Origin of the sequence: Peptoclostridium sp. AF21-18 (genome assembly GCF_003478825.1) — a bacterium.
In the GTDB taxonomy this organism is placed as follows: domain Bacteria; phylum Bacillota; class Clostridia; order Peptostreptococcales; family Peptostreptococcaceae; genus Peptacetobacter.
Map to the genome: position 1 here is coordinate 77558 of NZ_QUGE01000006.1, position 24091 is coordinate 101648.

Below are 24091 nucleotides of genomic sequence, written 5' to 3' on the forward strand. Positions count from 1 at the left end.
AAGGAGGTATTATGAGAAATTCTAATAAATTAATAGGTGCAGTAGTTCTTTCTACGGCCCTTGTATCTAGTGGAGTAGCTGTTATGGCTAATAATGGTGCTCAGTCAGATAATACATCTGATTTAATGAGTGTCTTAATAGAACCAAAAGAAGATGGGACTTCTTTTAACCTAAAAGTAAAGAATCCAAGTGATATGACAGGATATTTCTTAACTTTAAAAATATACGGACCTGTAACTTTAAATAATAATTGTTTTGAAATAGGTGATAATAATAGTTCTTATACTCTTATAAAGACAGATGTAGACTCTAATTCAAAATCAATTGAAGGGGGTAAAACAACAACTGTGAAAATAGCTGTTACTTCAGATGAAAGCTTATTAAAGAAGTCAACTGCTAGATCAGAAAATAAAGATTCAGCTACTATATTAAATATAGGAACAATAAATATAGCTCATGCAGAAAAGGGAGCTGAGTATATTATAGATGAGTTAAAATTCGAATCAGTATCATCTAATGATAATAATGTATTTAGTACAAATACTATTGACGAAAGTAGCCCATCAACAATAGTATTAGGCTCTGTTGCAAATAATGAAGGAAGTAATATAGAAAATCCAAAACCACCAAAAGATGATAATGAAGGTACTGGTGGAGGTAGTGATACAGATGAAGGTGGCTCAGGTACTGATAAACCAAATCCAGACCCAGAGGAAAAACCTAATCCGCCAACAAAACCTGAAGAGCCAGAAAAACCAGGAGATAATGACAACACTGGAGGATCTATAGGTGGAGGAACTTCAAAACCTGAAAAACCAGAAGAAGAAAAACCTGAGGACTACAACGTGCAGCTATTCAGCATGGAAGGAAAAGACAGATACGAAACATCAACAAAAATAAGTAAAACAGGATGGACATCTGGAGCAAAAAACGTAGTAATTGTAAACGGAAACGAAAAAAACATGGTCGATGGACTATCAGCTACACCTTTCGCAACAATAAAAGACGCACCAGTCCTACTATCAAATGGAAAAACACTTCCTGCTAGCACAATAAGCGAATTAAAACGTCTAAACCCAACAAACGTATACGTAATCGGTGGAACAGCATCTATGCCAGAAAGCGTAGTATCTAGCATAAAGAGCAATACAAAAGCCACAGTTACTCGTATAGGTGGAAGTACAAGATATGAAACATCTCTTGCAATAGCTAAACAGATAGACAAAATAGTGGATGTAAGCAAAGTATACATAAGTAGTGGAACTGGGGAAGTAGATGCACTATCAATAGCTTCAGTTGCAGGTAGAGAAAAAGCTCCTATACTACTTACAAACGTAAATTCTATAGACAACAAAAATTATGACTTCATAAGATCAGAAAGCATAAAAGACGCTTACTTCATAGGAGGGGACAAGAAAATATCTAACTCTGTAATAAATCAGGTAGATAAAGTAGTTTCTGCAGATGTAAGCAAAAATAGAGTTGCTGGACGGAATAGAAAAGACACTAATGCAGCGATAATCAAGAAATTCTACACAGGAAGCAAGTTAGACGGTGTAGTTGTTTCTAAAGATGACGTGATAATAGACGCTCTTACTGTAGGAAGTTTTGCAGCTAAAAATGATATGCCTGTTGTAATAGGTAGAGAGTCATTAAGTACAGCTCAGAAAAACGTACTATCTAGCAAAAACACAGAAAAAGTTTATCAGGCTGGTGGAGGAGTTAAGACATCAGTAATAAATAACCTAAAAGAGCTATTAGGCACTAAAAAATAATAAACTAAAAACATATATAAAGCTATATAAAATATTAAAAATGTATAATATACGAGATTAAAACATATTAGGAGCTGTTACAAAATATTTACTTTTGTAGCAGCTCCTTTTAATTTGTAGACTCTGCAGACACACTAAAATATCAGAGAAATATTTGTGTGATTTAGGAATAAAATCTATAAACAAAATTTATATTTTATTTAATTATCAATTAATTATTATAAAATTTCACAAAAAGGTAATTTATTGGTATAATATAAAGAGTATCTGTCAATAATATAAAGTTAATTGGATAATTGATTTTTTGGTAGCTTAATTAAATTATCCAAGCATCTAAGAAAAACACAGAAAAAACAAAAGTACATAAGGAGGGCAATATGAATTTGAGATCTAAATTTATCGGTATTATACTTGCTGGGATATTATCGATTTCAATGACATTCACTGGATGTTCATCGAATACAACAGATGAAAATTCATCTAATAATTCGAGTACATCAACAAGTATTTCGTCTTCAGATAGTGATGCATCAAATTCGGCATCTGATACGACAGAAGATCAGAGCGATAAGTCTCGGTCGAATAACGACACATTGTCTGATGGTGATGTACAAATTCACTTTATCGATACAGGAAATAGCGATGCAATTCTAATAGATGATGGTGGAGTTGCGATGCTTATCGATGCAGGGGACAACGATGACGAAAGAGCGGTAGTAAATTATTTAAATGGACGGGGAGTAAAGGATATTAAATATCTTGTTTCTACTCATGCACATGCAGACCATGCTGGAGGACTAGATGAGGTAGTTAAGAAATGCAAGGTAGAGAATGCATTTGTTTCTAATGGTGATGCAGATACTCGTACATATAGAGATTTTATCATGGCGCTTTCAGATAAAGGGCTAAACCCTACAGTACCTCTTGAAGGGAAGAAATTTAAGCTAAAAAATTCTTATTTTGAAGTTTTCAACACTAATGGAGGTAGCACTACAAATAATGAATCTCTTGTAATTCTACTAACTCATGGAAAAGACAAGATGCTATTTACGGGTGATGCTGAGGAAGAAGTTGAATATGAGATTTTAAACAAGATGCCAGATGTAGACTTATTAAAAGTTGGACATCATGGTTCACATAGTAGTACGACAGATGCATTTTTAGATAAGACAAAACCAGAGTATGCAGTTATTTTATGTGGAAGAAATAACAAGTATGGACATCCTCATAGAGAAACTATGCGGAAATTAAAAGATAGAGGAATAGATGTTTATAGAACTGATGAGAGTGGAGATCTACTATTTACATCTAGCGGAAATGGTATAAAAACAAATTCTAAAAAGGGCGATTACAATTCTGGTAGCAATTCTACAGATGAATATTCATCAGATCCTTCATATGAGTCTGGATATTCAGAATCTAATTCATCTGATGGCTCTGACAATTTGAAAACTGTGTATTGGACTAAGAATGGTAAAGTCTACCACAAGTACAGAGATTGCTCAGGACTTAGAAAAAGCAAAAGTGTCTTATCAGGAACTATCTCAGATAGTGGAAAGCCAAGACTTTGCAAAATATGCGAAGGAAGATAGTCTAAAAAGACTAAATTTTAATGAATTAAAAAGAAAAACGATAAACTCAAAAAGGAAAAATTTTATTATAGAGAATGTTTAAACATAAAAAAGTACTCCAAAATCAATCGGAGTACTTTTTTTATTTGCGTTTTAAAATTGTAATCTTTGAAATTTATTTTAAGACTCTGAATACGCCAGTCACGATACCTATTATCTGAACCTGAGAATCTTCAAATATAAACGGTTCCATAAATTCATTTTCTGGCTGTAATCTAATCTTGCCATCTTCTCTGTAGAATGTTTTAACTGTAGCTTTTTCATTTTCTACTAATGCAGCTACCATTGTACCATTTGCAGCTGTGTTTTTCTTATCAACAACTACATAGTCGCCGTCTAATATACCGGCATTTATCATGCTCTCGCCCTTTACTCTAAGAACAAAGTTATCCTTTCCGCTGACAAGAGATGCTGGTAGAGGTATATATTCCTCTATATTCTGTTCAGCAAATATAGGCTCACCAGCAGTTATCTGACCTATAAGAGGTAAGTTTATCATTTCCTGGTGTAATCCCATAATATCGTCTTCATCTCTAGCTTTATCTAAAACCTCGATAGCTCTTGGCTTAGTAGGGTCTTTTCTTATATAACCTAATTTTTCTAATTTATTTAGATGAGAGTGAACAGTTGATGTAGATCTTAAACTTACTGCATCACAAATCTCTCTAACAGCAGGTGGATAACCTTTCTTAGAAATTTCGGATTTTATGAACTCTAGTATTGCTATTTGTTTGTCTGTTAAATTTGAATACATATTAATTCCTCATTTCTTTATCTAATTGCTTTATTTAACTCAATATCTTAACTTATTTTTATTGAATGGAACATAGCTAATTATTTGCCTTAATAAAGTCAAAATTTTTATTATTTATAATTATATAATATCATATTTAACGGTAGGATACAAACATTTATTCGTCGAGCAAGTGTTCGTTTTTTATTTTTCAGTGTCATCATCTATTTCATTTTCTTCATCGATTAAGCTTTCAAAATCTTCATCTATTATGTTGTCATTTTTATCGCCTTCTAGCCATTCAAAGTTCTTTACTATATCTCGTTTGACGTGTTTTTTGTGAGCTGCATAAAGCTGCGTTGTAGTTACATTGTCGTGATCAAGTAAGTTTTGAACATCGTATATTGTAAATCCGTTTTGGATTAGAGAAGTCGCTGCAGTTGCTCTTAGTTTATGCGGGCTGTATCCTTTATCTCTAGTCGTGCACATAGAGATTGAAGTGTACTTCTTAACCAGAGAAGTGATAGCTCTTTCTGTCATCCTTTTTTTCTGTAGAGATAAGAACAATGCATCTCTGTGTTCTTCAGGAATGTCCTCGCTATGAGGTCTTTCGTGATTGATGTAATCTAATACAACGTGCTCACAAGTTTTGTTTATAGGCATTAAAACTTCCTTGCCCCTTTTTCTAAAAATAGTGAACTCACCACGAGAGAAGTTAAATGAAGAAATATTAAGCTCTCTAAGCTCATTTAATCTAAGTCCATATGTAACAAATAGTGCCAAAATTGCCTTGTCCCTAAGTTTAGTCTTTTTCCAATAGACTTTTTCCTTTTCTGTAAGTCCTTCACCAGTTTCTACAGCATCTAGCATAACTGCGACTTCATCAATCTCAAGCCTTTTTATAGCGTCTGGCTGCGGTTTAGGGAGCTTTATTGGGTTGAAACCATCAGTTATATTCTCTTTAAGTTGCTCGTTTCTATAAAGGAATTTAAACAGAGTAGAGAGAGATGATTTTTTTCTGGCAAGCGCACGATTATTATTCTCAAATACCATAGTCGTATTGCCAATTTCTTTATAATATCTACTACAATATTCACCTAAGAATAGGTTGATATCTCTGGCTTTAAGCTCAGAAAATTCTTTTAATGTGATATCGTGAGTAATTTTTGCAGATGTATGTTCAGCCGTTTCAACAAGGTAGTGGCAGAAAAATAGGATATCCTCAAGATACGCAAGCCTGCTTGATACAGAAACAGATCCTTTTAGGTATATGAAGTAATCCTTCATGAAGTCTGGGAGCTGTGACTGTATTTCGAGGCATTTTTCTACTTTTTTGTTGTCCCTGATTACTATGTTGTCAGGACGGCTTGATTTGTTGTGTATTTTCATAAGTAAAACCTCCTATGGTTATAATTATATAGAAAATGAAAGTATTAAGAAAGAAAAATTTAACATTTAAAATTTAATACTAAGTTATTTTATGTTATAATTTAACTTTAAATAATAATTAATTTTTAAACAATTACAATAAGGAGGAATTTATGGGATTTACTGAAGATATGATTTGCAAAGACTGTGGAAAGACTTTTTCATGTTTTTTCGGAACTAATACTAATAAAGAAAGTTTTAGCGACTTTGACAATATTTTTAAAAATGAGTACGGAGAAAAAGCTCACGAGCAGCTTAAATCACTTTTGAATGATATAGAAACTAATTCAGAGATAAATATCGACAATTACAACTGTTTCCTAGAAACAAAATACGACTTAGCATTTAAGACTAAGTACTTAAATAAGAAATTAGATGATTTGGCGGAACAGATAGAAATACAGGATAAAGAAAGAACAAATAAGAATTCGAAGTTTAAATTTGTAGCAGAAACTTTCTACTGGAAATATGTTGAAGGATTTAATGACTTAAAGAATATAATAGAATCTGGAGATGCTGAGCTAATTGAGCAGGCCTTTAATGAAAAATGGGTTCTTTTTGAAGGGAAAAGATTTGGACATACATTATTTAAATGTCCAAGCTGCAATAGATATGAGCCAGGATTCTACACACATGTTGAAACAGCTGATGGTAAATATGAATGTAAATTTATTTGTCCAAAATGTAATACGCCTATGTATGTGTATAAGGGATGTATTTCTGATGCTGTTGAAAAAAATGAACTTTCTTGTCAGCATTGTGGATCTAATAATGTAATTGTAAAAGAAGGATTAGAATAAGGCCTTGAGAGAGGTCTTATTTTCTTTCTTGTTCAACTATTCCGAAAATATACATTTAATGAATAGTTAGATATAACAGAAAAAGCACTCTTTTCAGGTCGTATTTCTATATATTATCTTAATATGTTATCTTGATATTCTTATTGAGATTTAAACATTTCAATGTTATAATGAAGTTAGATAAAAGCCAAGTTTTTTCATTTTGCTTGCTTTTTTCTTTTTAATTTTTGTGTTTTGATGATCAAGGTCCTAATTAAGGGCCTTGATTTATTTTTTGTGTAATTTAAAAGAGCTATCAATAAGACAGCTCCTTTTTATATTATGAATATATTTTAGTTTATTTCCATCAGAAAATGCATTTCCAACTTTTTCGCCAACTACATGATATCCATGTCCTACAGGATCAAATGTAATCGGTCTGAATTTAGCTAAATCAACCTTACCATTTTCATCTATGATTTTTTCATCAGCAGATACATTGACTATTTCGCCAAATAAAAGCTTAGAATCGTCGTCATAGCTTATAAGCTTACACTCTAAAGTAAATGGGAACTCTTCTATTATAGGTGCATCTACAAGCTCGCTCTTATAAGTATGAAGTCCTGCTTTATCAAGTTTGTTGTCTACATTATTTCCAGAAACAACACCTACAAAATCAGCTTCAACAACATGATCTGCATCTGCCATACTAACTGTAAATGCCTTCTTAGCCTTTATATTCTCCATTGTCTTATGACCAGGACTAACACATATAGTTATCTTATTCTGAGCTGAAATACCGCCCCAAGCAGCATTCATTGCGTTTGCTGTACCATCTTCATTATAACTTCCTATTATAAGTACTGGCATTGGATACATAAAAGGATTAGAACCAAAATTTTTTCTCATATAAAACTCCCCCTTGTTATAAATTTATTACTATATTTCTATTTCTATAAAAATAAACGAACTCCTTTTTATTATTTTGAAATTTTTAATTATATTTAATGTACTTATAACATATATAAAAACAATTATAAAGTTTACCATAATTCTATCTGAAAATTAATTTCTTAATTGTTTGAAAGTTATAAAATTATGGGATATTTTGCAAAGCACTTTCAAAAATTGACAAGAAATGAATCCTCTCTTTCACTAAATAAATTATTTTGAAATGATTATTCAAAAAACTGATATATTCTGACAAATGACATAAAAGATTTCAAAAGAGATTTTTTAGAATATATTTATGAAATTATGATGAATTATATTTTTTGTTAAATCTATATAAAGCTTTAAATTTAAACATTTATAAAGAATATTTTAACTTCAAATGGTAAACAACTTGTATACAGTATCTAAACAATTTGCTCTTTTTATTAAATATTCAAAAAATGAAATTTACAAAAAACAATCTTGCGTTTTTTGAAAGTACTTGTTATAATATATATGTAAGATGAAATAAGAAATTAGATTTAATTCATAAGGAGGTACCAAAATGTTAGCATTATCAGCAAAAGTTATATGTTCAGCTCTTATAATATTCCCAGCAATGTATTTAATGGCTAAAGCTGTTTAATTTGTTTTTTTAGATATTATAGTTGTTATATTTTTATTAAAAAATCGGTTTAATCCGAGAAATGAAGAGGAAAAATAAATGTATACGGAAAATTGTAATCGAAAATAGCCTGGATCTTTACAGATTGATGAGTAAAGACCAGGCATTTTTTATGTGGATTTATAGTGTTTTGTTATGGTAAGCTGCATAAAAAGAGAGCAACCTTGTTATTGGCTGCTCTACTCTTTTAAAATGTTCATTTTTATAAGTATAACTTTTTATATACTTTTATTATAATCTGCAATAACTTGCATTATGTCCTTTGAGCATCATTTTCCTTTTGGATTTAACTCTTTACACATTCCTTTTGTACATGCTCCAGTGGAAATTTGTATGTCTTTAAGAGTTTTTGCTCCATTATCTAAAGCTTGTATGATGTCCGCTTTTGTCACATTAGAACAATAGCAAATGATTTCGTTATCCATAGTAACCTCCATACTGTATTTATATGATTATTATAACATATAGTCAACAGCTGCCAAAAGGGTTATTAGAATCTAATTTTATCCTTAATATCGGGGTATTTCATTCTAAGATATTCTAGGATATGCTTGAATGGATAAGGTCTAACACTTTCAGCGTTATTACTTCTCACATGACAATTATCCAACATATCAATTATTTCAAGAATATATCTTGAATCCGTATCCAATGTACCATTTAAAGAAATGATTCTATAAACTCTGTTTAATTTATCTAAATCAAACCGTAGTGAAGACTCAGGTTTTCCAACAGAATAATGTATATCATCGTTTATCATAAAGACTAACTTGTCTTGATAAGGGTAGGCTTCTTTATCATTTAAAAACTTTCTATCTTTACTTCTAAGAGAATTTTTTTTATCAAGTGCATAATGGATTGCTTTTTCCATAGCTACCCTTTGAGGCATAAGAATGTAGTCCATTTCCTCTATTTCATTTAATTTATCGTCTTTTTTCACAATGCAAATATTACCTGTTTTCTTAAATTTTCCAAGAGAAAGAGTGTATATTTTGTCAATTTTGGATTCATCATCTATAATTTCAAAATGGCCAGCTGCATCAATTTTCATAAGAGCATGTATACTTTTATACTCTTCTTTCCCTACTTTGACCTTAATACCTAGATAAAACTCACATTCTCCAAAATTCCATTTAAAAATCTTATGATTAAAAAGTTCCTTTTTTATGTAGAGCTCACTCAATAATTTCCTAGTAATAGAATCCCCTGATTTTCCTATATTTTTAACAGTTACACATTGATGAAGAACTCCATCTGGGATATCTAGCTTTATATCCTTTTTCTTATTATCAGTATAATACTGTGCATCATTTATAATTACTATATTGGGATTATCAAAACTAAAATCTCTAGAAATATCAGAAACATCTAAATTAAAATCTGGATTTCTTAGATTTTCTAGAAAAACTTCAACATCCTTTTCTTCAAGAATTACGTCATCCAAAGCAACAATATTTATAGATTTTAAAGTCTGGTAGTCTAAAGAAGCATCTTTTTTAGAATCAGTATTTTTTGTGATTTTTTTAAATTTTGATTTTCTTTTTACAAATCCAAGTTTTGCAATTCCATCATATTCGTAATTAAAATCTTCTATCAAATTATGTATAATCTCTATCTTATTAGCCTTCTTTTGTTTAAAGCTAAGATTATCAAAATAAACAACATGTCTGCTATTTGGCTTAGATTTCTGAATAAATATCTTATCAGATTTATCAAAAGGCTCAAAGCAACGTTCTAATTTTACTGAATCATTTGTCCCCAATATAAGTTTATACTTATCTAAAGGTTTCTTTGATTTATCTGAATTTTCCTTATCAGTATTTTCATCTGTGTTATCATCTTCTTCATTTACATTATCCTTTTTAGGCTCATACTTTTTAAAAGTAACAACCTTAAAATCTAATAATCCATCTTTAGCGGTTACATTAAGAGTTCTTATATATGTATGATCTCTATCAACATATAAATAAAGCTGCCCATCGACATTAGACACACCATCATCAAACTCAGATCCCTTCTTTCTTGCAAGAGCATTAAGTAACAACCTATAAACAGTGTCCATCAACCTTCTATTCTCTATATCATCATAACAACAAAAAGCTTTCTTATTAGCAGCTACCCTTCTCTCATTTAAAAGTTGCATCTTATGATACACATCCATAGGCTTAACCTCTACAAACTCATAAGAATAATACTCTCTTTCAAAATTAGAATCTCTTTCTTCCAAGTAATCAGCTAAATCATACCAGTCAAACTCAGACTTTCTATTTAACAAAATAAAAACAGAACATCCTCCAACATAACTAACTGAAAGAATCTTCTCCTTATCAAGAAGATCTGCAAATAACCTAGACTTAAAAGAAAGATACTTAGGATTACCTTTATCATCTAACTTATTATAAGTTATTTTGACTATCTTAAACCTTTCATTAAACTTATCTGCATCAAAAAGATTATAATCTATCTCATTTAAATAAAAATCAGACTCTGCATAGTCTTTAAAATACTTATCTAAAAAACTATCTTTCTTCTTCATCAAAACAAACCTCCTGCTTAACATCATCTGTAACTAATTTATTAATTATTTCCTTAATCTTGTAGAAAACAGTCTTCCCTTCTCTATCTAAACTTAAATCTAAATGATTTGAAATATTCATATAGAATATACCCGGGAAAGAGATAAATTTAATTGGCTTACTTAAATCTTCATCATCAGCGCTATTTTTATCTACTGAAAACTCAACAGGATTTCTTTTTCCGTATTCATCAATCAAGTTAACCAAAATAACTGCATCAGCATCCAACATACGAGCTTTTTCTTTAGTTTTTTTCAGTAAATCTTTATTAGCAAAGTCCATAATCATACTGTAATCGCTGAAGTTCTTAGCATCAACGTAAATCTTTTTATAGTCTTTTTTAATTAAGAAGTCAAACTTTTCATATGATTTTGGCTCAGTTATAAGTTCTACATCTATACCATTAGCTACAAATAGTGCTTTTGCAATTTCTTCTCCAATCGCACCTTTATAGATATTGTTATATACAATAGGGGAAATCACGCCGTAGAATCGATCGCCTTTTTTAAGTTTCCAATTAGAATTAAAATTATTTTTAGTCCAATGTTCTTTGACTATTTCATTTTTAAGTAGCTTAGAAAGTCTACAATCTTCTAAAGAAACCTCAAACTTTAAAAGTCTATTTGGTCTATTATTAGATAACTTTGAGTGAATTATAACGTCTTCAAAATCATTAAAATATTTATTAGTTTTTGAACCAAAAGGATCGCTTGAATATGGTGCATAGAAGTACTTAACATCATCCTTTGACGTTTTCTTAAAGTCTAAGTATAAATCTTCAATGTTTAATTTCAGTTGAGAGACAAATTTTAAAGAGTTATATTCTTCCTGCACTTTTTTCAATTCCTTTTTAGAAATTACAGGATATTTTAAAACAGTTTCTCTTAAGAATTCCCAAAGCTGCTGTAAGTCCTTATTCCATCCAAAGTCTCCATTTCCAGCAGTTAAAATATCATTAATTGCTAGATAAACATCTCTATTCTTTCTTCTAAACTCTAAATTGCTATTTTCAAGAGAGCTTTTAAAAATATTCGATACTTCTTGTTTTACATGAGATAAAAATCTATCAAATTCATTTGTGATAATAGGAAGCTTTAATTTATCTGTGTCTGTAATGATGTGTTCTAACATATCAACGTCATAGAAAATAGCGTTACAAGGCTTTTTAACACTTGTTCTAACTATTCTACCCATAGTCTGATAAACTATTGTTGTATAATCGGTCTTTACACTAAATAGACGATAAATATCATTATAATCTTTTAAACGTGCATTTAACTTTTCAGCATATCCACTTTCAAGATAATCGAATACCTCTTTTAAAATAGCATTTTTCTTCTGTTTATTTATATCACCTCTGGCAAATAGTTCTTCAACTGTAAGGAAAAGTCTTAACCTACTAGTTATAATATCGTTATTTTCATCAAATAATGATAACTCATTCTTTAAATCAGGTACGACATGAGATGGCTTTTCCATATATATGCTATCCCAATCAACATGTCCGCTTATAGGCCAATTATTTACAGGAAGAAGTTCTCCGGAATCTAATCTGTTTTGTACCTCGTCCTTACCTATATTAATCTGAAGGTTATTTCCCCTACTTACACTTAGATAACTAGTCAGCATAAATATTGGCTTATTATCTAAAATTCTATCTCTTACAAAATCGAATTTTTCCTCAGCTTTACCAGAGTTTAAATCATCAGCTTTTATTATGATAAACATTGAATTTGCCATTTTCTTTGCTTCCTTTGTACTGACATTAAATACATTTGAACAAATACAAGCTGTAGCTAGCTTTAGATTTTTAAGAGAAAAAATCTCATTGCTATCTGTAGAAATATCAATTAACTTGTTAGTCATAATAATTCCATTAGAAATGGCTGCTTTTGAAAAATTCTTATCTTTAAATTTAAGTAGTATAGACTGTATATAAAAACATACCTTCATGAGCCTAGAATAATTATAGAGCTTGCTACCAATCTTATCATCTGAAAGATAACCCTCTTTTAAAGATTTCATAGTCTTTATAAATTCGTCTATATCGCTAAGTTCTGGGTCATTAGTTAAAGCTCTAATATCAGACCTAGTAATATCACTTTTACCAGTTAGCAGCATGGCAAAGTTCTTTTCTGGATCAAAGTTATCCTTACCAAAATCTATTCCTTTAATAAAAGTATCTATCTTGATATTTCCTTTTTTATCAAAATATCCAGAAGTCTTTTCCGAATAGTCTTCTTTAAGAAGATTTAAGAAATCATTTTGTAATTTATGAATAGCAGGTCTTTCATCATAGACTTCAGTATCTTTTATATGAAGGTTATTTAGTTTTTTCTTTATAAAACTCCAGAAAAAGTTTTGTATACCAGGGTTTTCTGGTGTTGCGGAGATACCTATTACATGAGCTCTCGATGCTACATAAGCCAAAATAAGCTCTGGAGTGTACATTATTTCGTAATTATCCAAAGTATATGAATGTCTAGAGTTATAATTTTGAGTAATACTTGTGTAACAAAGTCCTCTATCATAAACATCACTACCAATAGGTGTGTCAGGATTGTTTGGTTTAAGAGCTTCTTTAAAGTTCTTGAAATCTGTAGCACTTACAATCTTTCCAACTAAATAATTTACATTTTTTTCACTGAAACTAAGCTGTGTTAAAAGAGTTGAAATTGCTCTTGTTTCGTCTATCCAAAGAGTTTCTTTATCTAGATTTAATTCATTTCTTTTGTTTTCATTTTCCATATATCTATTAGAGATAGTACGTAAATCAAAGAATGTTCTGTTAATAAACTGGTTAACTTCCTTTATAAAATCCGCGATATTATACATAGTTATTTTGGATTTTGTATCCTCGTCTAAGTAATTTTCAGATATTATGATATTGCACTGTGTAATGTTATCCGGATCATTTCTATCATCAGTGAAAGGAATGTACACGTATTTTCTAGTTGTATCAAAGTAATTATCCACACTATAGAAATTCATCAGCTTATCAATAACATTAGCTTCCTGAAATTCACCATTATCATCCTTTTCAAAGAGTCTGACTACCCATTTGCTAGGGAAGTATTTTTCCTTTATTTCTTTGCTTCTATTTGAAATAGCCTTTATCTTGCCTATAGACTTAGAAACCTCTATGGTATCTGGGTCCATTTCGTCAATATTTTCAAAAGTTCTATAAATTACTTTAAATATGTCTACAATATTCTTTTTTAGGTCATTTGATAGAATTTTCCTAAGAAAATCATTCTTAACAGCGTCAACCTCATCTATTATGACTATTGCGTCTTTTAAGTGTTCTCCCTTTATAAAATCATATCTTTTTGAGATTATAGGATCGTCTTTTTCTAAAAACTTAGCACTAGTCATTATAAATACCTGTTTTTGAGAATGCTGCGAAGATGGGTATAATTCTGCTATGAATTTCCATTCTTCGCTATTCATCATATAATCATAGCTGGTTATACAATTTCCTTTTTGGTCTAAATTGTTATGATTGTAGCTTTTAGCAAATTCCTCTGACAATAAGTTTCTAAACTTAGGCTCTAAGTTAGATATATGCTCATTTATACTTTTGATGACAGCCTTGTTTGAATCCTGATTATTTTTAGAGTTTTTTGTTTCAACTTCTAATCTAATAAGCTCACTTCTTAAAACAGTAAATACTTCTTTTAAATCTTTATTTCTATTCGCTATCCTTTCTATATCATCTGATAATCTTAGAAAACTTTGTTTGATACAGTTAACAAATGACTTTATTTGTACTACTTTATCAATCTTATCTTGTTCTCCCATTTCTTTTAGGTGATAAGCTATGTCGCTTTCTACGAGATTTAGATGAGCAATTCTTGTAGTGACGAAGATTATTTTTCGTCCGCTATTTATCAGCATCCACGCTATAAATATAGCTGTTTCGTAAGATTTTCCACTTCCTGTGGGATTTGGAATAATTGTTATTCCGTTTTTTGGCTCTGAGATAATTCTCAAAGTATTAGCTATTTTGTATTTAGCTAACATGTTGCACCTCCATTATAAAATTTTGTAATTAAAAGTGTTTTTTATATTACAGCCCAAATTATACAGACGGAATTTTTAAAAATCAATGGCTATTTTTTTACTATTTTGAAAATACGAAATTTTTAGGTGGAATTTATACAAGTTTGATATAGATTTTATTGTGAAATAAAAAAAATTGTGGATAAGTGTTGGTAAGAGGAGGGTTGTGTTTTTAAGGGGGGTAGGAGAATTTAGTTTAATGGTTAAAGTATTTAGGTAAAGTATAAAGATATGAAAAGTAGGATATATTGACTATTATAGAATATTATGGTATTCTAATTATAGAAATAATAGTAGGTTTGCAGATCCAATCAAAACTGCATTAATAGTAGGTTTGTGAATCCAATCAAAATCACATTAATAGTAGGTTTGCAGATCCAACCAAAACTGTATTAATAGTAAAACGAATCCCTTGTCTGTATACTTGATAAGGGATTTTTTGTGTAATTATATTATGTGAGGAGAATTAAAATGAAATGGTATATTCCAGACGATGAATTTTTAAATTATTTAAGAAACAAAGAATCTAGGGTTCCAAGAACAGATTATGGAAAAGAAAAATATAAACCTTTTTTTGGAGCATTATTTGAAGTTGGAGAATTGGTGTATATAACACAGGTTTCTCATCCAAAAGAAAGACACTATAAAATGAAAAGCTCAAAAGATTTTTTAAAAGTATTTGACGAAAAAAGACTTCTTGCTGTGATAAATCTAAATTATATGTTTCCTATTCCAAAAAAACTATTAAAAGAACTTAACTATAAAGAGCTAGATATAGAAAATGAAATTAAAAAAAATAATTATATATCGTTATTAAAGAAAGAACTAAAAGCTATAAATAAAATGGATATTGAGTCAAAAGCTAAGTATATATACGAATTAAAATATAATTATCCAGATAATATGATTTCTAAAAGGTGTTTTGATTTTAAATTATTGGAAGTGTATGCTAAAAATTATAATAAAGATTAATATATTATGGGCTGTTGTATTAACTGAAGTTAATTTACAGCCCATTTGCATTTGATATAAAAGTATTACTTCTAAAACTTTAGTCTTCCATGTTAAATGCATTTAATATTTCATTTATTGATTCATACGACTTTGCTTCTATTTCTCCGTTTATTATTTTCCTTGCTTCCTCCATAGCAAGCTCTGTTGTAATGTTGTACTTAGCTTGTTCTTTATTCTCATCTTTAGACACTCAAATCACCTCTATTATTAAAAAACTCCTCTATTATCCCGTTCAGCTGCCTTCTAATCACTTCAAAATCACAATCAAGGTTCAAAGTTCTCACATCTATCCTATTCCCAATCATAACATAGCTGCTCTCAGGCTGAATCAACTCATCAGTCCTAGCATACAAAAGCATACCAGACACATTCTTTCCGCTACAAGCCTTGTTCTTCACATAAGTAAAAATCTGGTACAAATTATTAGAATGAATAGTATTCTTATCAAACCTTACTTGTGTTGTATGACTATAATACTTAGCATCTATAATCAAAACCTTGTTACCATAAGTTAAAGTTATATCTGTTTTCATAATAGGAAGCAAGTTATCCATCCCCTCATCTAAAGCCCAATTTACATAAGATGCAGCAGGTTTTAGCTCGGGATAATGCTTTTTATAATATTCAAGAATAAACTTTTCATAAAGCCTACTCATACTCTGCTCATCAAGGAAGTTTAAAAGCTTTGTAGAGCCTTCTGTAGTCGTTTGAATAAGTCCATTGAGAACTAGATAGCATATAGAAATAAGCATTTGATAGCTTTGATTATTCTTGTTAAATCTCATATTCCAGTTTATTCTTTTAATGATCTTAATATCTAAACTTTGAACATCCTTAAAATACAATAAAAGATTTTTCAAAGACTTTTTTCTATGTGACTTAATATCTGATTTAATAAGTAATTGTATAGTTGTTTTTAAAATCCTATTTGCATAGCAATCCATTGAAAAATTATCGAAATTACAAATTAATTGGCGATTTATGATTGTTTGATTCTTAATAGACTCCGACACATCAATCTTTCCTTTTATATAATTAGAAACTTCTGTGGATTCTATATAATCTCTTTTTAATCCTCGCTTCTTTATCTGAATAGAAACTCCCTTTTCTAAAATAGCTGCTAATAAATCTGCTGCATTTTCAAATTCTTCAGTTTCACAAAATGAGTAGGCATCACTTTTTAGAATTTGAAATGCATAGGCTAACATGTAATATATATTTTGTATTTTTATCATTTTATTTCACCAGTAATTATATTATTTTATCGCTTCATGAAGTAAATAGCTCCACTCTTCAACCTTATCAATTTCATCATACCAATATTCATTTAATAGAGGAATTATCTCATAATCTACTACAGATTTTAATAAGTAATCGTCAATATCATCATCAAAGCAGAAGAAACTATGTCCTATACAGAAATCCTTTCCAAGAGATTCATCATTTCTTATATCATTATTAAGTTTTTTAATCATTTCTATAACTTTGCATAGCTTATCATTATTCTTTTCTTCAAGATACTTCTTAAATCCATCAGAGTCAAAAGCAGGCTCAAATTCAAAGAAAGCAAACCTTCTTCTCAGAGCGTAGTCTATAATAGCAAGACTTCTATCTGCAGTATTCATCATTCCAATAATGTATAGATTTTTAGGAATTGAAAACATCTCATCAGAATAAAGTAGCTTTATCTCAGTTCCTCTTTTATCATTTTCCATAAGCATAAACAACTCACCAAATATTTTGCTCAGATTTCCTCTGTTAATTTCATCAATTATAAAGAAATAGTTGTTATTAGGATCTTGTTCTGCTTTTTTACATAAGTTGTAGAAAGGTCCTTTTTTAAGCTCAAATCCACATTCATTAGGTCTAAATCCCATCATAAAGTCTTCGTAGCTGTAGTTTTGGTGGAATTGGATAGTCATTACTCTATCTTTATTCTTTTCTCCAATTATTGAGTATGCAAGTTTTTTAGCTGCAAAGGTCTTTCCCACTCCTGGAGGTCCTTGAAGAATGATATTTTTCTTGTATAGAAGAAGATTTTTTAGAATGTAGTATTTTTCTTCGTCTAAATAGACTTCATCAAGAAAATCTGATTCAGTATATATATTTTTAGCTGTAGAATTGCTTTCTAAGTTTTCTGAAACAGTATATTGATTATTATATTCTTGACTATCATCATTTAATGGATGTTTATGTTCTTCTCTATCCTCATCTTCTAATCTTTTCTTTTCTGCATTTATCTCTTCAGCCAGTGCAAATGCAACCCTTGATAGTTCAGGAAAATTATTATAGCTATAATCTCCATTTTCCAAAATTTTCCTGCAATCGCTGCATAAACTTAAATAGTCTTCTCCAGAGAATACGAATTTAAAATTATTTGCTTTATTTATAAATTCTTCTGGTATGTTATTCGGATTTGATAAATACCAACGATTTATAGAGTCTAAATTTATATATTCAAAAGGTCTAATCCAGAATAACCCCATAGTCAAATTCCATTTAATTCCCTTTTGTGTTAATGCAATATTGTAATAATTTATAAACTCTTCTCTGCTCTTTTCTGAATGAGTATCTGCATATTCAAGAGCTGCTTCAAACACATTCCAAAGATTCTGGATGTCCGACTTCCCTCTCTCACCTATAAATCTGTAAAATACTGCGCTAAGATTGTTTAAGAAAGGAATTCCTCCAAACGAGTCTGGAGTTTTTACAGATATTGAGAATTCTTTTGCTAAGCCTTCAATTATACGGATTCTGTTCCGTAAGCTGATTTGTTTGTTAAATAGTCCAAATACTGTGAATGGATCTATGTCTATTATGTTTCTGTCTTTTTCTAGTGTTGGAAGAGAGATGTTGTTTGTATAGTATACTCGTTTGATTTTTTCTATGAGTTCTTTTCGGTTATTTTTATATTTTAGTAGTGTGTTGGCAAATTCCATGTAGAAGTTAGGCCAAGTTGGATATGTTTTCATGATGACCTCCTAAAGTTTGTTATATTTTTATGTTACTATTTTGATGAATGATAAGCAATAAAAAAAGAGACCTTTTAAAAGTCTCTTTTTATCAAAACACATTTATAGTTCTATTATCCATAAAGTTTAAGCTTCCATTATATTGTCAGCCCAAAGTTCACATTGCTGTATAACTATCTGTGTAGCATCGTCCCAACCTTCTGGAGGATAATCATATTTTTTTAATAATCTTTTAATAGATCTTTTCATGCTTGATCTAGCAGATTCTCTTTTTTGCCAGTCGATAGTCTTATTTTTCTTTAAAGTTTCTGTAAGTTCTTTAGTAAGTTCTATTAACTCTTTATGCTCTTTTAAGTCTTTTTTTACTCTAGGTTTTGTTAAAGCATCATAGAAGGCTAATTCTTCATCAGTTAAACCAAGTTCATTTCCTTCATTATGAGCTTCAACAATCTGTTTTGCTAGGTTTAGCATTTCCTCTATAACCTGCTCATTTGTAAGCATTCCATTTAGATATGAATTTAATGAACGTTGAAGTATATCACTGAATTTTTCAGACTTAACAATATTAGTTCTTCTATATACAGAAACCTGTTCTGCGATTAATTTTTTCAATAATTCCACAGCTAAATTCTTTTCCTTCATTTTAGAAACTTCTTCTAAAAAGTTTGAATCGAATATAGAAAATTCTTCTTTGATATCTGAGAAAAGATTGATTACTCCTTCACTCTTTATGCTATGTTTTAATAATTCGTTAATACGAGCATTCATATCTGATAAAGGAATTTTTTTACCGGCTCCCGTATCAGTTAATCTATTTATTAAAACTCTCACAGATTCAAAGAAAGCTGCTTCCATTCTCGATTTTTCTTCAACTATTGATGAACAAAGAGATAGAGCTTGACGAAGCATTAAAGCTTCTTTTAAAAATGCATTTTTTTCTTCTTGTTTTTCTACATCAAAGATAAAGTTTACAGCACCGCTTATAGTTTTAGCTCTTTCAAGGTCAGAGCCATCCATAAACTTAGAATAGTCATATCCATAGAATATATCCTTACAAATAGATAGTTTTTCTAAGAACTTAGGATATGCAACTTTAGATACATCAGTATCTCCATAATTTTTCTTATCTCTAGTCGTGTAGTCATTCATAGCCTGCTTCAGTGCAGTTGCAATTCCTACATAATCTACTATCAATCCACCTTCTTTATCTCTAAACACTCTATTTACACGTGCTATTGCCTGCATTAGGTTATGACCAGACATAGGCTTATACACGTACATCGTTGCAAGAGATGGGACATCAAATCCTGTAAGCCACATATCTACAACTATAGCTATTTTTAGTGGACTGTTATTGTCTTTAAATTTATTAGCTAACTCATTTTTATACCGTTTATTACCTATAATATCTCTCCAATCTTCTGGATCATTATTGCCAGAAGTCATTACAACAGCAACTTTTTCACTCCAACCTGGACGTAGCTGCAGTATTTTTTCATATATTTTCATAGCTATAGGTCTTGAGTATGCAACAATCATTGCCTTTCCTGTTAATAGATTTTCTCTGTTGTTTTCGTAATGGTCTAAAATATCAGATACCAAAGAATCTATTGTTTTTTCATTTCCTAATATAGCTTCCATTTTTCCAAGGTCTTTTTTACTTTTATCTATAACTTCTTCATCAGCATTTTGAGCCATTAAATCGTACTCAGCATCTATTAATTCTAAAACTTCTTTATCAAGGTTTAATTTTAAAACCCTACTTTCATAATAAACTGGACGAGTAGCACCATCCTCAACAGCCTGTGTCATATCATAAATATCTATATAATCACCGAATACTTCTCTTGTACTTCTATCTTTTGAAGATATTGGTGTTCCTGTAAATCCGATATATGTGGCATTAGGCAAGCTATTTCTTATAATACGAGCTGTACCTACAACTTTCTTCGCTACTTCTTCTCCATCTTCATTTTTAGTCATTTTTATTTTTTCAGCAAGACCATACTGACCTCTATGAGCTTCATCTGCCATAACAATTATATTTCTTCTATCAGATAAACATTCAAATGATTCTTCAAATTTTTGCATAGTAGTAAATATAATTCCGTTTGCTTTACGACCATCAAGCCAATTCTTTAAATGCTCTCTGTTTTTTGCATGAATAGGCTCTTGTCTTAAAAACTCTTTACATTTCATAAATTGGCTATATAACTGATCATCTAAATCATTTCTATCTGTAAGAACAACTATTGTAGGGCTTTCAAGTGCTTTCTGCAGTAAATGAGCATAAAATACCATAGACAATGACTTTCCACTACCTTGTGTATGCCAGAAAACTCCACCTTTACCATCAGTGCAAACAGCTTTTTTAGTCGATTCAATAGCTTTATTTACAGCAAAATACTGATGATATCCAGCTAAAATTTTGAATGAGTTTAATCCTTCTTTTGAAAAGCATACAAAGTTCTTTATAATATCTAGGAATCTTTCTTTTTCAAAAATACCCTCAAAAAATGTATCAAACTGAGCATATTGAGTATTTTCATAGTTTCCATCTTTTGTTTTCCATTCCATAAAACGGTCTTCTCCAGATGTTATTGTACCTGCTCTGCTTGTAAGCTGATCACTTATCACACAAAGGGTATTGTATATAAATATTGAAGGAATTTCCTTTTTGTAGTTCTGTAATTGTCTATATGCATCAGAAAAATCTGTTTCTTCACGAGAAGGAGATTTTAGTTCCATTATTACAACAGGAAGACCATTTAAGAATATGATTATATCTGGTCTTTTGTTGCTATTTTCAATAAAAGTCCACTGATTAGCAATTATAAATGAGTTGTTGTGTATTTTTTCATAGTCTACAATATATACTATTTCAGATTTTTCTTCACCTTTTTCAAAATACCTTACTTCTATTCCGTTCTGTAGGTAATTCATAAAGGTTTCGTTTTTTTGTATTAGTTCTGCATTTTCGAAGTTTCTTAGTTTGTCTAAGGCATCTTCAATGGCTGCAGATGGCAGATCTTTGTTTATTCTGTATATGGCATTTTCTAGTTCTTCTTCGTATAGAGGACTTTTGTAGTCCCTGTCATCTATTTCTGGTCCATATACGTATTCGTACTCTAATTCGTTTTGGAAAAGTTCGATTATAGAGTTTTCGTAGTTTGCTTCTGAGTATGTAGTTGACATAATTATTCCTCCTTTCTTTTTTGTTATACTCTAAACAATAATTTAGAAAATCAAGCTGTTTCAATTTATAACAAACTATGTATTGATAACAATTCACTAAAATACAAAAGAGGTATTTTAAGTGATATTGCTGATATAACAATGGGGCAATCTCCAAAAGGTAGTAGTTATAATGAAAATGGTATTGGTACAATTTTCTTTCAAGGTAAAGCAGAGTTTGGAGATAGATTCCCACAAGTGAGACTTTATACAACAGAACCCAAAAAAATTGCTTGCATAAATGATACTCTAATAAGTGTACGTGCTCCAGTTGGAGAACTTAATATAGCACACACAGATTGTTGCATAGGTCGTGGACTTGCAGCAATTCGTTCAAAATCAAAACAACAATCATTTATACATTACACAATGTGCCATTTAAAAAAAGAACTAGATATTTTTAATGCTAATGGTACTGTTTTTGGTTCTATTAATAAAATTTCTTTAAATAATATGCCAATCATCATTCCACCAGATGAAATTATAGAACAATTTGAAAAAATAATATCTCCTATAGATTCTATAATTCGTAATAATTATAACGAAAATTGTATTTTAAAGTATATTAAAGAATTTTTATTGTCAAAATTAATATCGGGAGAGCTTGACATATCTAATATAAATATTTAATTTATCAAACATACATTTAAATTCTGTAAATTATTGTTTATTTTATTATTATTTTCTATTTTAGAATCTATAGTTTTTAAAATAGTTGCAATTTTATTTTGAGTTTCTATATCAGGTAGTAAAAAAGAATAATTTCTCATTTGCTTTAAGGAGAAATTCTTTATAGTTGTTCCAGTTGCATGTATTTCCATATATCTTTTAAATTTATTTGAAGACACGACATAAAAAATAAAGTCTTTATTAATCTGATTTTTTACATTAAAGTAACAAGCACTTTTACCTAAAACTATTTTTTCATTATTATATGTAGCTACTCTACCTAAAGTTCCATTTATTGAAACAAATATAGTTCTATCATTTAATGATTTTTTATATTTCTCAAATTCTAAAAAATCAACTTTTTTTGTATCAGGTTTAATGAATATTTTTCCATCAACAAAATTATTTCCGTTAATAAAAGCATATTCACCATCTTTAGTATATTTGGGTGTACCATGTAATCCATCACCTAAAATATCTACGCACTCTTCTATTGTAACTTTTTTCCAAGATTTCATTTTATGCCTCCTATCCTATATATTTTCTATGAGCAATTTTTACATTGCTTTGTTTAACCATTGCATATTGCAATGTTGTATCTATTCTTTTATGCCCAAGTAGCTGTTGTAACTGCTCAATAGGCATTCCTTTATCTATAGCCATTGTTGCTAAAGTACGTCTAAATTTATGTGGATGTACCTTCTTTAGCCCTAATTTTTTACCAAAATTACGTAATCTAACCTCTATTCCACCAATGCTCATTCTTCTATTTGGTGATTTTAAAGATACAAATAAAGCTGGATTGTCATCCTCTCTACTTTCCAAATAATTTAATAAATGTATTTTTGTTCTAGCATCAAAGTAGACAATCCTTTCTTTATCCCCTTTACCAAATACGACGCACTCTCTTTCATTAAAATTAATATCTTGTCTATTTAATAAAACCATCTCGCCAATACGCATCCCTGTAGATGCAAGCATATCAATAATTGCCAAGTCCCTTATTTCTGTACAATTATCCCTCATTATCTCAAGATCTTCATCAGAATAGGTTTCTTTTATATTGGTAGCTGTTTTTATTTTATGAATCCTTCTAACTGGACTTTTTAATATATAGTCCTCATCTTCAAGCCAAGAAAAGAAGCTAGACAAAATTCTTCTTATATTATCAATAGTTACTCGGCTCGTATTTTTTGTTTCTTGATATTTAGTTAAATAAGTTCTAATATCTTCTGTTTTTATATGTTTTATATCTTTTCCTATACTTTCTGCCATAGCTTCTATAGTAGATTTATAGTATTTTAGCGACTTATCAGAACAGCCCTCTATCTTTTTAGCTGCTAAAAACAACTCTATATAGTTCTGTTCTGATTTGTCATCATTTTTTAAACTTGTTACTTCATAATTAAACATTGTAAATTGCAGCACTTCTTGTAGTTTTTCTATCTGTGCATTATTAAGAAATGCTAACATTTCCTGTATTATATCTTTTATTAAGTTCTCTTTCATTGTCAATTCTCCTTTTTTAGAGAACGACAAGCAACGGCTGTTCTTTTATTTTTATATCTCCGCCGTTGTTGGAGGTTTATTCAAGTCAAAC

Annotated in this window: 15 protein-coding genes and 2 pseudogenes; 5 read left to right on the forward strand and 12 right to left on the reverse strand. The window is 30.0% G+C overall.

Translation table 11 applies throughout. From position 1 onward, the window contains the following. Nucleotides 1–11: 11 nt before the first annotated feature. Nucleotides 12–1775, forward strand: coding sequence for a cell wall-binding repeat-containing protein (locus DWX74_RS04615; RefSeq protein WP_118548921.1), 1764 nt, complete (start codon nt 12–14; stop codon nt 1773–1775). A gap of 377 nt (nt 1776–2152) precedes the next feature. Next, nucleotides 2153–3367: a ComEC/Rec2 family competence protein gene (locus tag DWX74_RS04620; protein WP_118548922.1), complete on the forward strand. Its 1215-nt coding sequence runs from the start codon at nt 2153–2155 to the stop codon at nt 3365–3367. Between the two features lie 154 nt (nt 3368–3521). Here the strand turns inward: DWX74_RS04620 and lexA are convergent, their stop codons facing one another. Continuing rightward, nucleotides 3522–4160 (reverse strand): transcriptional repressor LexA, encoded by a 639-nt coding sequence (gene lexA / locus DWX74_RS04625; protein WP_118548923.1) that lies wholly within the window; start codon nt 4158–4160, stop codon nt 3522–3524. Nucleotides 4161–4343: 183 nt separating this feature from the next. Next, on the reverse strand, nt 4344–5528 hold the full coding sequence (locus DWX74_RS04630; protein WP_118548924.1) for a tyrosine-type recombinase/integrase: 1185 nt from the start codon (nt 5526–5528) through the stop codon (nt 4344–4346). Nucleotides 5529–5680: 152 nt separating this feature from the next. Here DWX74_RS04630 and DWX74_RS04635 point away from each other — a divergent pair, with 152 nt between their 5' ends. Continuing rightward, nucleotides 5681–6367, forward strand: coding sequence for a hypothetical protein (locus tag DWX74_RS04635; protein WP_118548925.1), 687 nt, complete (start codon nt 5681–5683; stop codon nt 6365–6367). Between the two features lie 267 nt (nt 6368–6634). Here the strand turns inward: DWX74_RS04635 and DWX74_RS04640 are convergent, their stop codons facing one another. The 4 genes and pseudogenes from DWX74_RS04640 to DWX74_RS04655 all read right to left on the reverse strand — a co-directional run bounded on the left by DWX74_RS04640 (nt 6635) and on the right by DWX74_RS04655 (nt 14563). Then, nucleotides 6635–7255: a flavin reductase family protein gene (locus DWX74_RS04640; RefSeq protein WP_286164205.1), complete on the reverse strand. Its 621-nt coding sequence runs from the start codon at nt 7253–7255 to the stop codon at nt 6635–6637. Nucleotides 7256–8236: 981 nt separating this feature from the next. Next, nucleotides 8237–8401, reverse strand: a pseudogene (locus DWX74_RS04645) ((2Fe-2S)-binding protein); the annotation flags it as partial. Between the two features lie 53 nt (nt 8402–8454). Next, complete coding sequence (locus tag DWX74_RS04650) at nt 8455–10500, reverse strand: hypothetical protein (protein WP_118548927.1); 2046 nt, start codon at nt 10498–10500, stop codon at nt 8455–8457. Next, nucleotides 10484–14563 (reverse strand): hypothetical protein, encoded by a 4080-nt coding sequence (locus DWX74_RS04655; RefSeq protein WP_118548928.1) that lies wholly within the window; start codon nt 14561–14563, stop codon nt 10484–10486. The genes DWX74_RS04650 and DWX74_RS04655 overlap by 17 nt, the downstream gene beginning before the upstream one ends. Nucleotides 14564–15073: 510 nt before the next feature. Between DWX74_RS04655 and DWX74_RS04660 the strand changes: the two genes are divergently transcribed. Beyond that, entirely contained in the window at nt 15074–15574 is a 501-nt protein-coding gene (locus DWX74_RS04660) for a type III toxin-antitoxin system ToxN/AbiQ family toxin (protein ID WP_118548929.1), read from the forward strand. Nucleotides 15575–15653: 79 nt separating this feature from the next. Here the strand turns inward: DWX74_RS04660 and DWX74_RS04665 are convergent, their stop codons facing one another. The 4 genes and pseudogenes from DWX74_RS04665 to DWX74_RS04680 form a co-directional block, all read right to left on the reverse strand. Beyond that, a complete protein-coding gene (locus DWX74_RS04665; RefSeq protein WP_118548930.1) occupies nt 15654–15806 on the reverse strand; it encodes a toxin-antitoxin system antitoxin subunit in 153 nt (50 codons plus the stop codon). Then, a complete protein-coding gene (gene mcrC, locus DWX74_RS04670; protein ID WP_118548931.1) occupies nt 15799–16851 on the reverse strand; it encodes a 5-methylcytosine-specific restriction endonuclease system specificity protein McrC in 1053 nt (350 codons plus the stop codon). Before mcrC ends, DWX74_RS04665 begins: the two co-directional genes overlap by 8 nt. Before the next feature lie 21 nt (nt 16852–16872). Further along, on the reverse strand, nt 16873–18588 hold the full coding sequence (locus DWX74_RS04675; RefSeq protein WP_118548932.1) for an AAA family ATPase: 1716 nt from the start codon (nt 18586–18588) through the stop codon (nt 16873–16875). A gap of 141 nt (nt 18589–18729) precedes the next feature. After that, nucleotides 18730–21783, reverse strand: a pseudogene (locus DWX74_RS04680) (type I restriction endonuclease subunit R); the annotation flags it as partial. 126 nt (nt 21784–21909) lie between these two features. Between DWX74_RS04680 and DWX74_RS04685 the strand changes: the two are divergent. Continuing rightward, nucleotides 21910–22452 carry a restriction endonuclease subunit S gene (locus tag DWX74_RS04685; protein WP_286164206.1) on the forward strand — a complete coding sequence of 181 codons (543 nt, stop codon included), beginning with the start codon at nt 21910–21912 and terminating at the stop codon, nt 22450–22452. Here DWX74_RS04685 and DWX74_RS04690 read toward each other — a convergent pair. Both DWX74_RS04690 and xerA read right to left on the reverse strand, forming a co-directional pair. Beyond that, complete coding sequence (locus DWX74_RS04690) at nt 22449–23009, reverse strand: restriction endonuclease subunit S (RefSeq protein WP_118548935.1); 561 nt, start codon at nt 23007–23009, stop codon at nt 22449–22451. The two genes, DWX74_RS04685 and DWX74_RS04690, sit on opposite strands and share 4 nt — an antisense overlap. Before the next feature lie 10 nt (nt 23010–23019). Continuing rightward, nucleotides 23020–24000, reverse strand: a complete 981-nt coding sequence (xerA, locus tag DWX74_RS04695; protein WP_118548936.1) for a site-specific tyrosine recombinase/integron integrase — start codon at nt 23998–24000, stop codon at nt 23020–23022. Nucleotides 24001–24091: the final 91 nt, after the last annotated feature.

Bases quoted from the DNA above. Each gene is read 5' to 3' on its own strand.
- DWX74_RS04615 (WP_118548921.1), top strand. From the start codon at position 12: ATGAGAAATTCTAATAAATTAATAGGTGCAGTAGTTCTTTCTACGGCC.
- DWX74_RS04620 (WP_118548922.1), top strand. From the start codon at position 2,153: ATGAATTTGAGATCTAAATTTATCGGTATTATACTTGCTGGGATATTA.
- lexA (WP_118548923.1), bottom strand. From the start codon at position 4,160: ATGTATTCAAATTTAACAGACAAACAAATAGCAATACTAGAGTTCATA.
- DWX74_RS04630 (WP_118548924.1), bottom strand. From the start codon at position 5,528: ATGAAAATACACAACAAATCAAGCCGTCCTGACAACATAGTAATCAGG.
- DWX74_RS04635 (WP_118548925.1), top strand. From the start codon at position 5,681: ATGGGATTTACTGAAGATATGATTTGCAAAGACTGTGGAAAGACTTTT.
- DWX74_RS04640 (WP_286164205.1), bottom strand. From the start codon at position 7,255: ATGAGAAAAAATTTTGGTTCTAATCCTTTTATGTATCCAATGCCAGTA.
- DWX74_RS04650 (WP_118548927.1), bottom strand. From the start codon at position 10,500: ATGAAGAAGAAAGATAGTTTTTTAGATAAGTATTTTAAAGACTATGCA.
- DWX74_RS04655 (WP_118548928.1), bottom strand. From the start codon at position 14,563: ATGTTAGCTAAATACAAAATAGCTAATACTTTGAGAATTATCTCAGAG.
- DWX74_RS04660 (WP_118548929.1), top strand. From the start codon at position 15,074: ATGAAATGGTATATTCCAGACGATGAATTTTTAAATTATTTAAGAAAC.
- mcrC (WP_118548931.1), bottom strand. From the start codon at position 16,851: ATGATAAAAATACAAAATATATATTACATGTTAGCCTATGCATTTCAA.
- DWX74_RS04675 (WP_118548932.1), bottom strand. From the start codon at position 18,588: ATGAAAACATATCCAACTTGGCCTAACTTCTACATGGAATTTGCCAAC.
- DWX74_RS04690 (WP_118548935.1), bottom strand. From the start codon at position 23,009: ATGAAATCTTGGAAAAAAGTTACAATAGAAGAGTGCGTAGATATTTTA.
- xerA (WP_118548936.1), bottom strand. From the start codon at position 24,000: ATGAAAGAGAACTTAATAAAAGATATAATACAGGAAATGTTAGCATTT.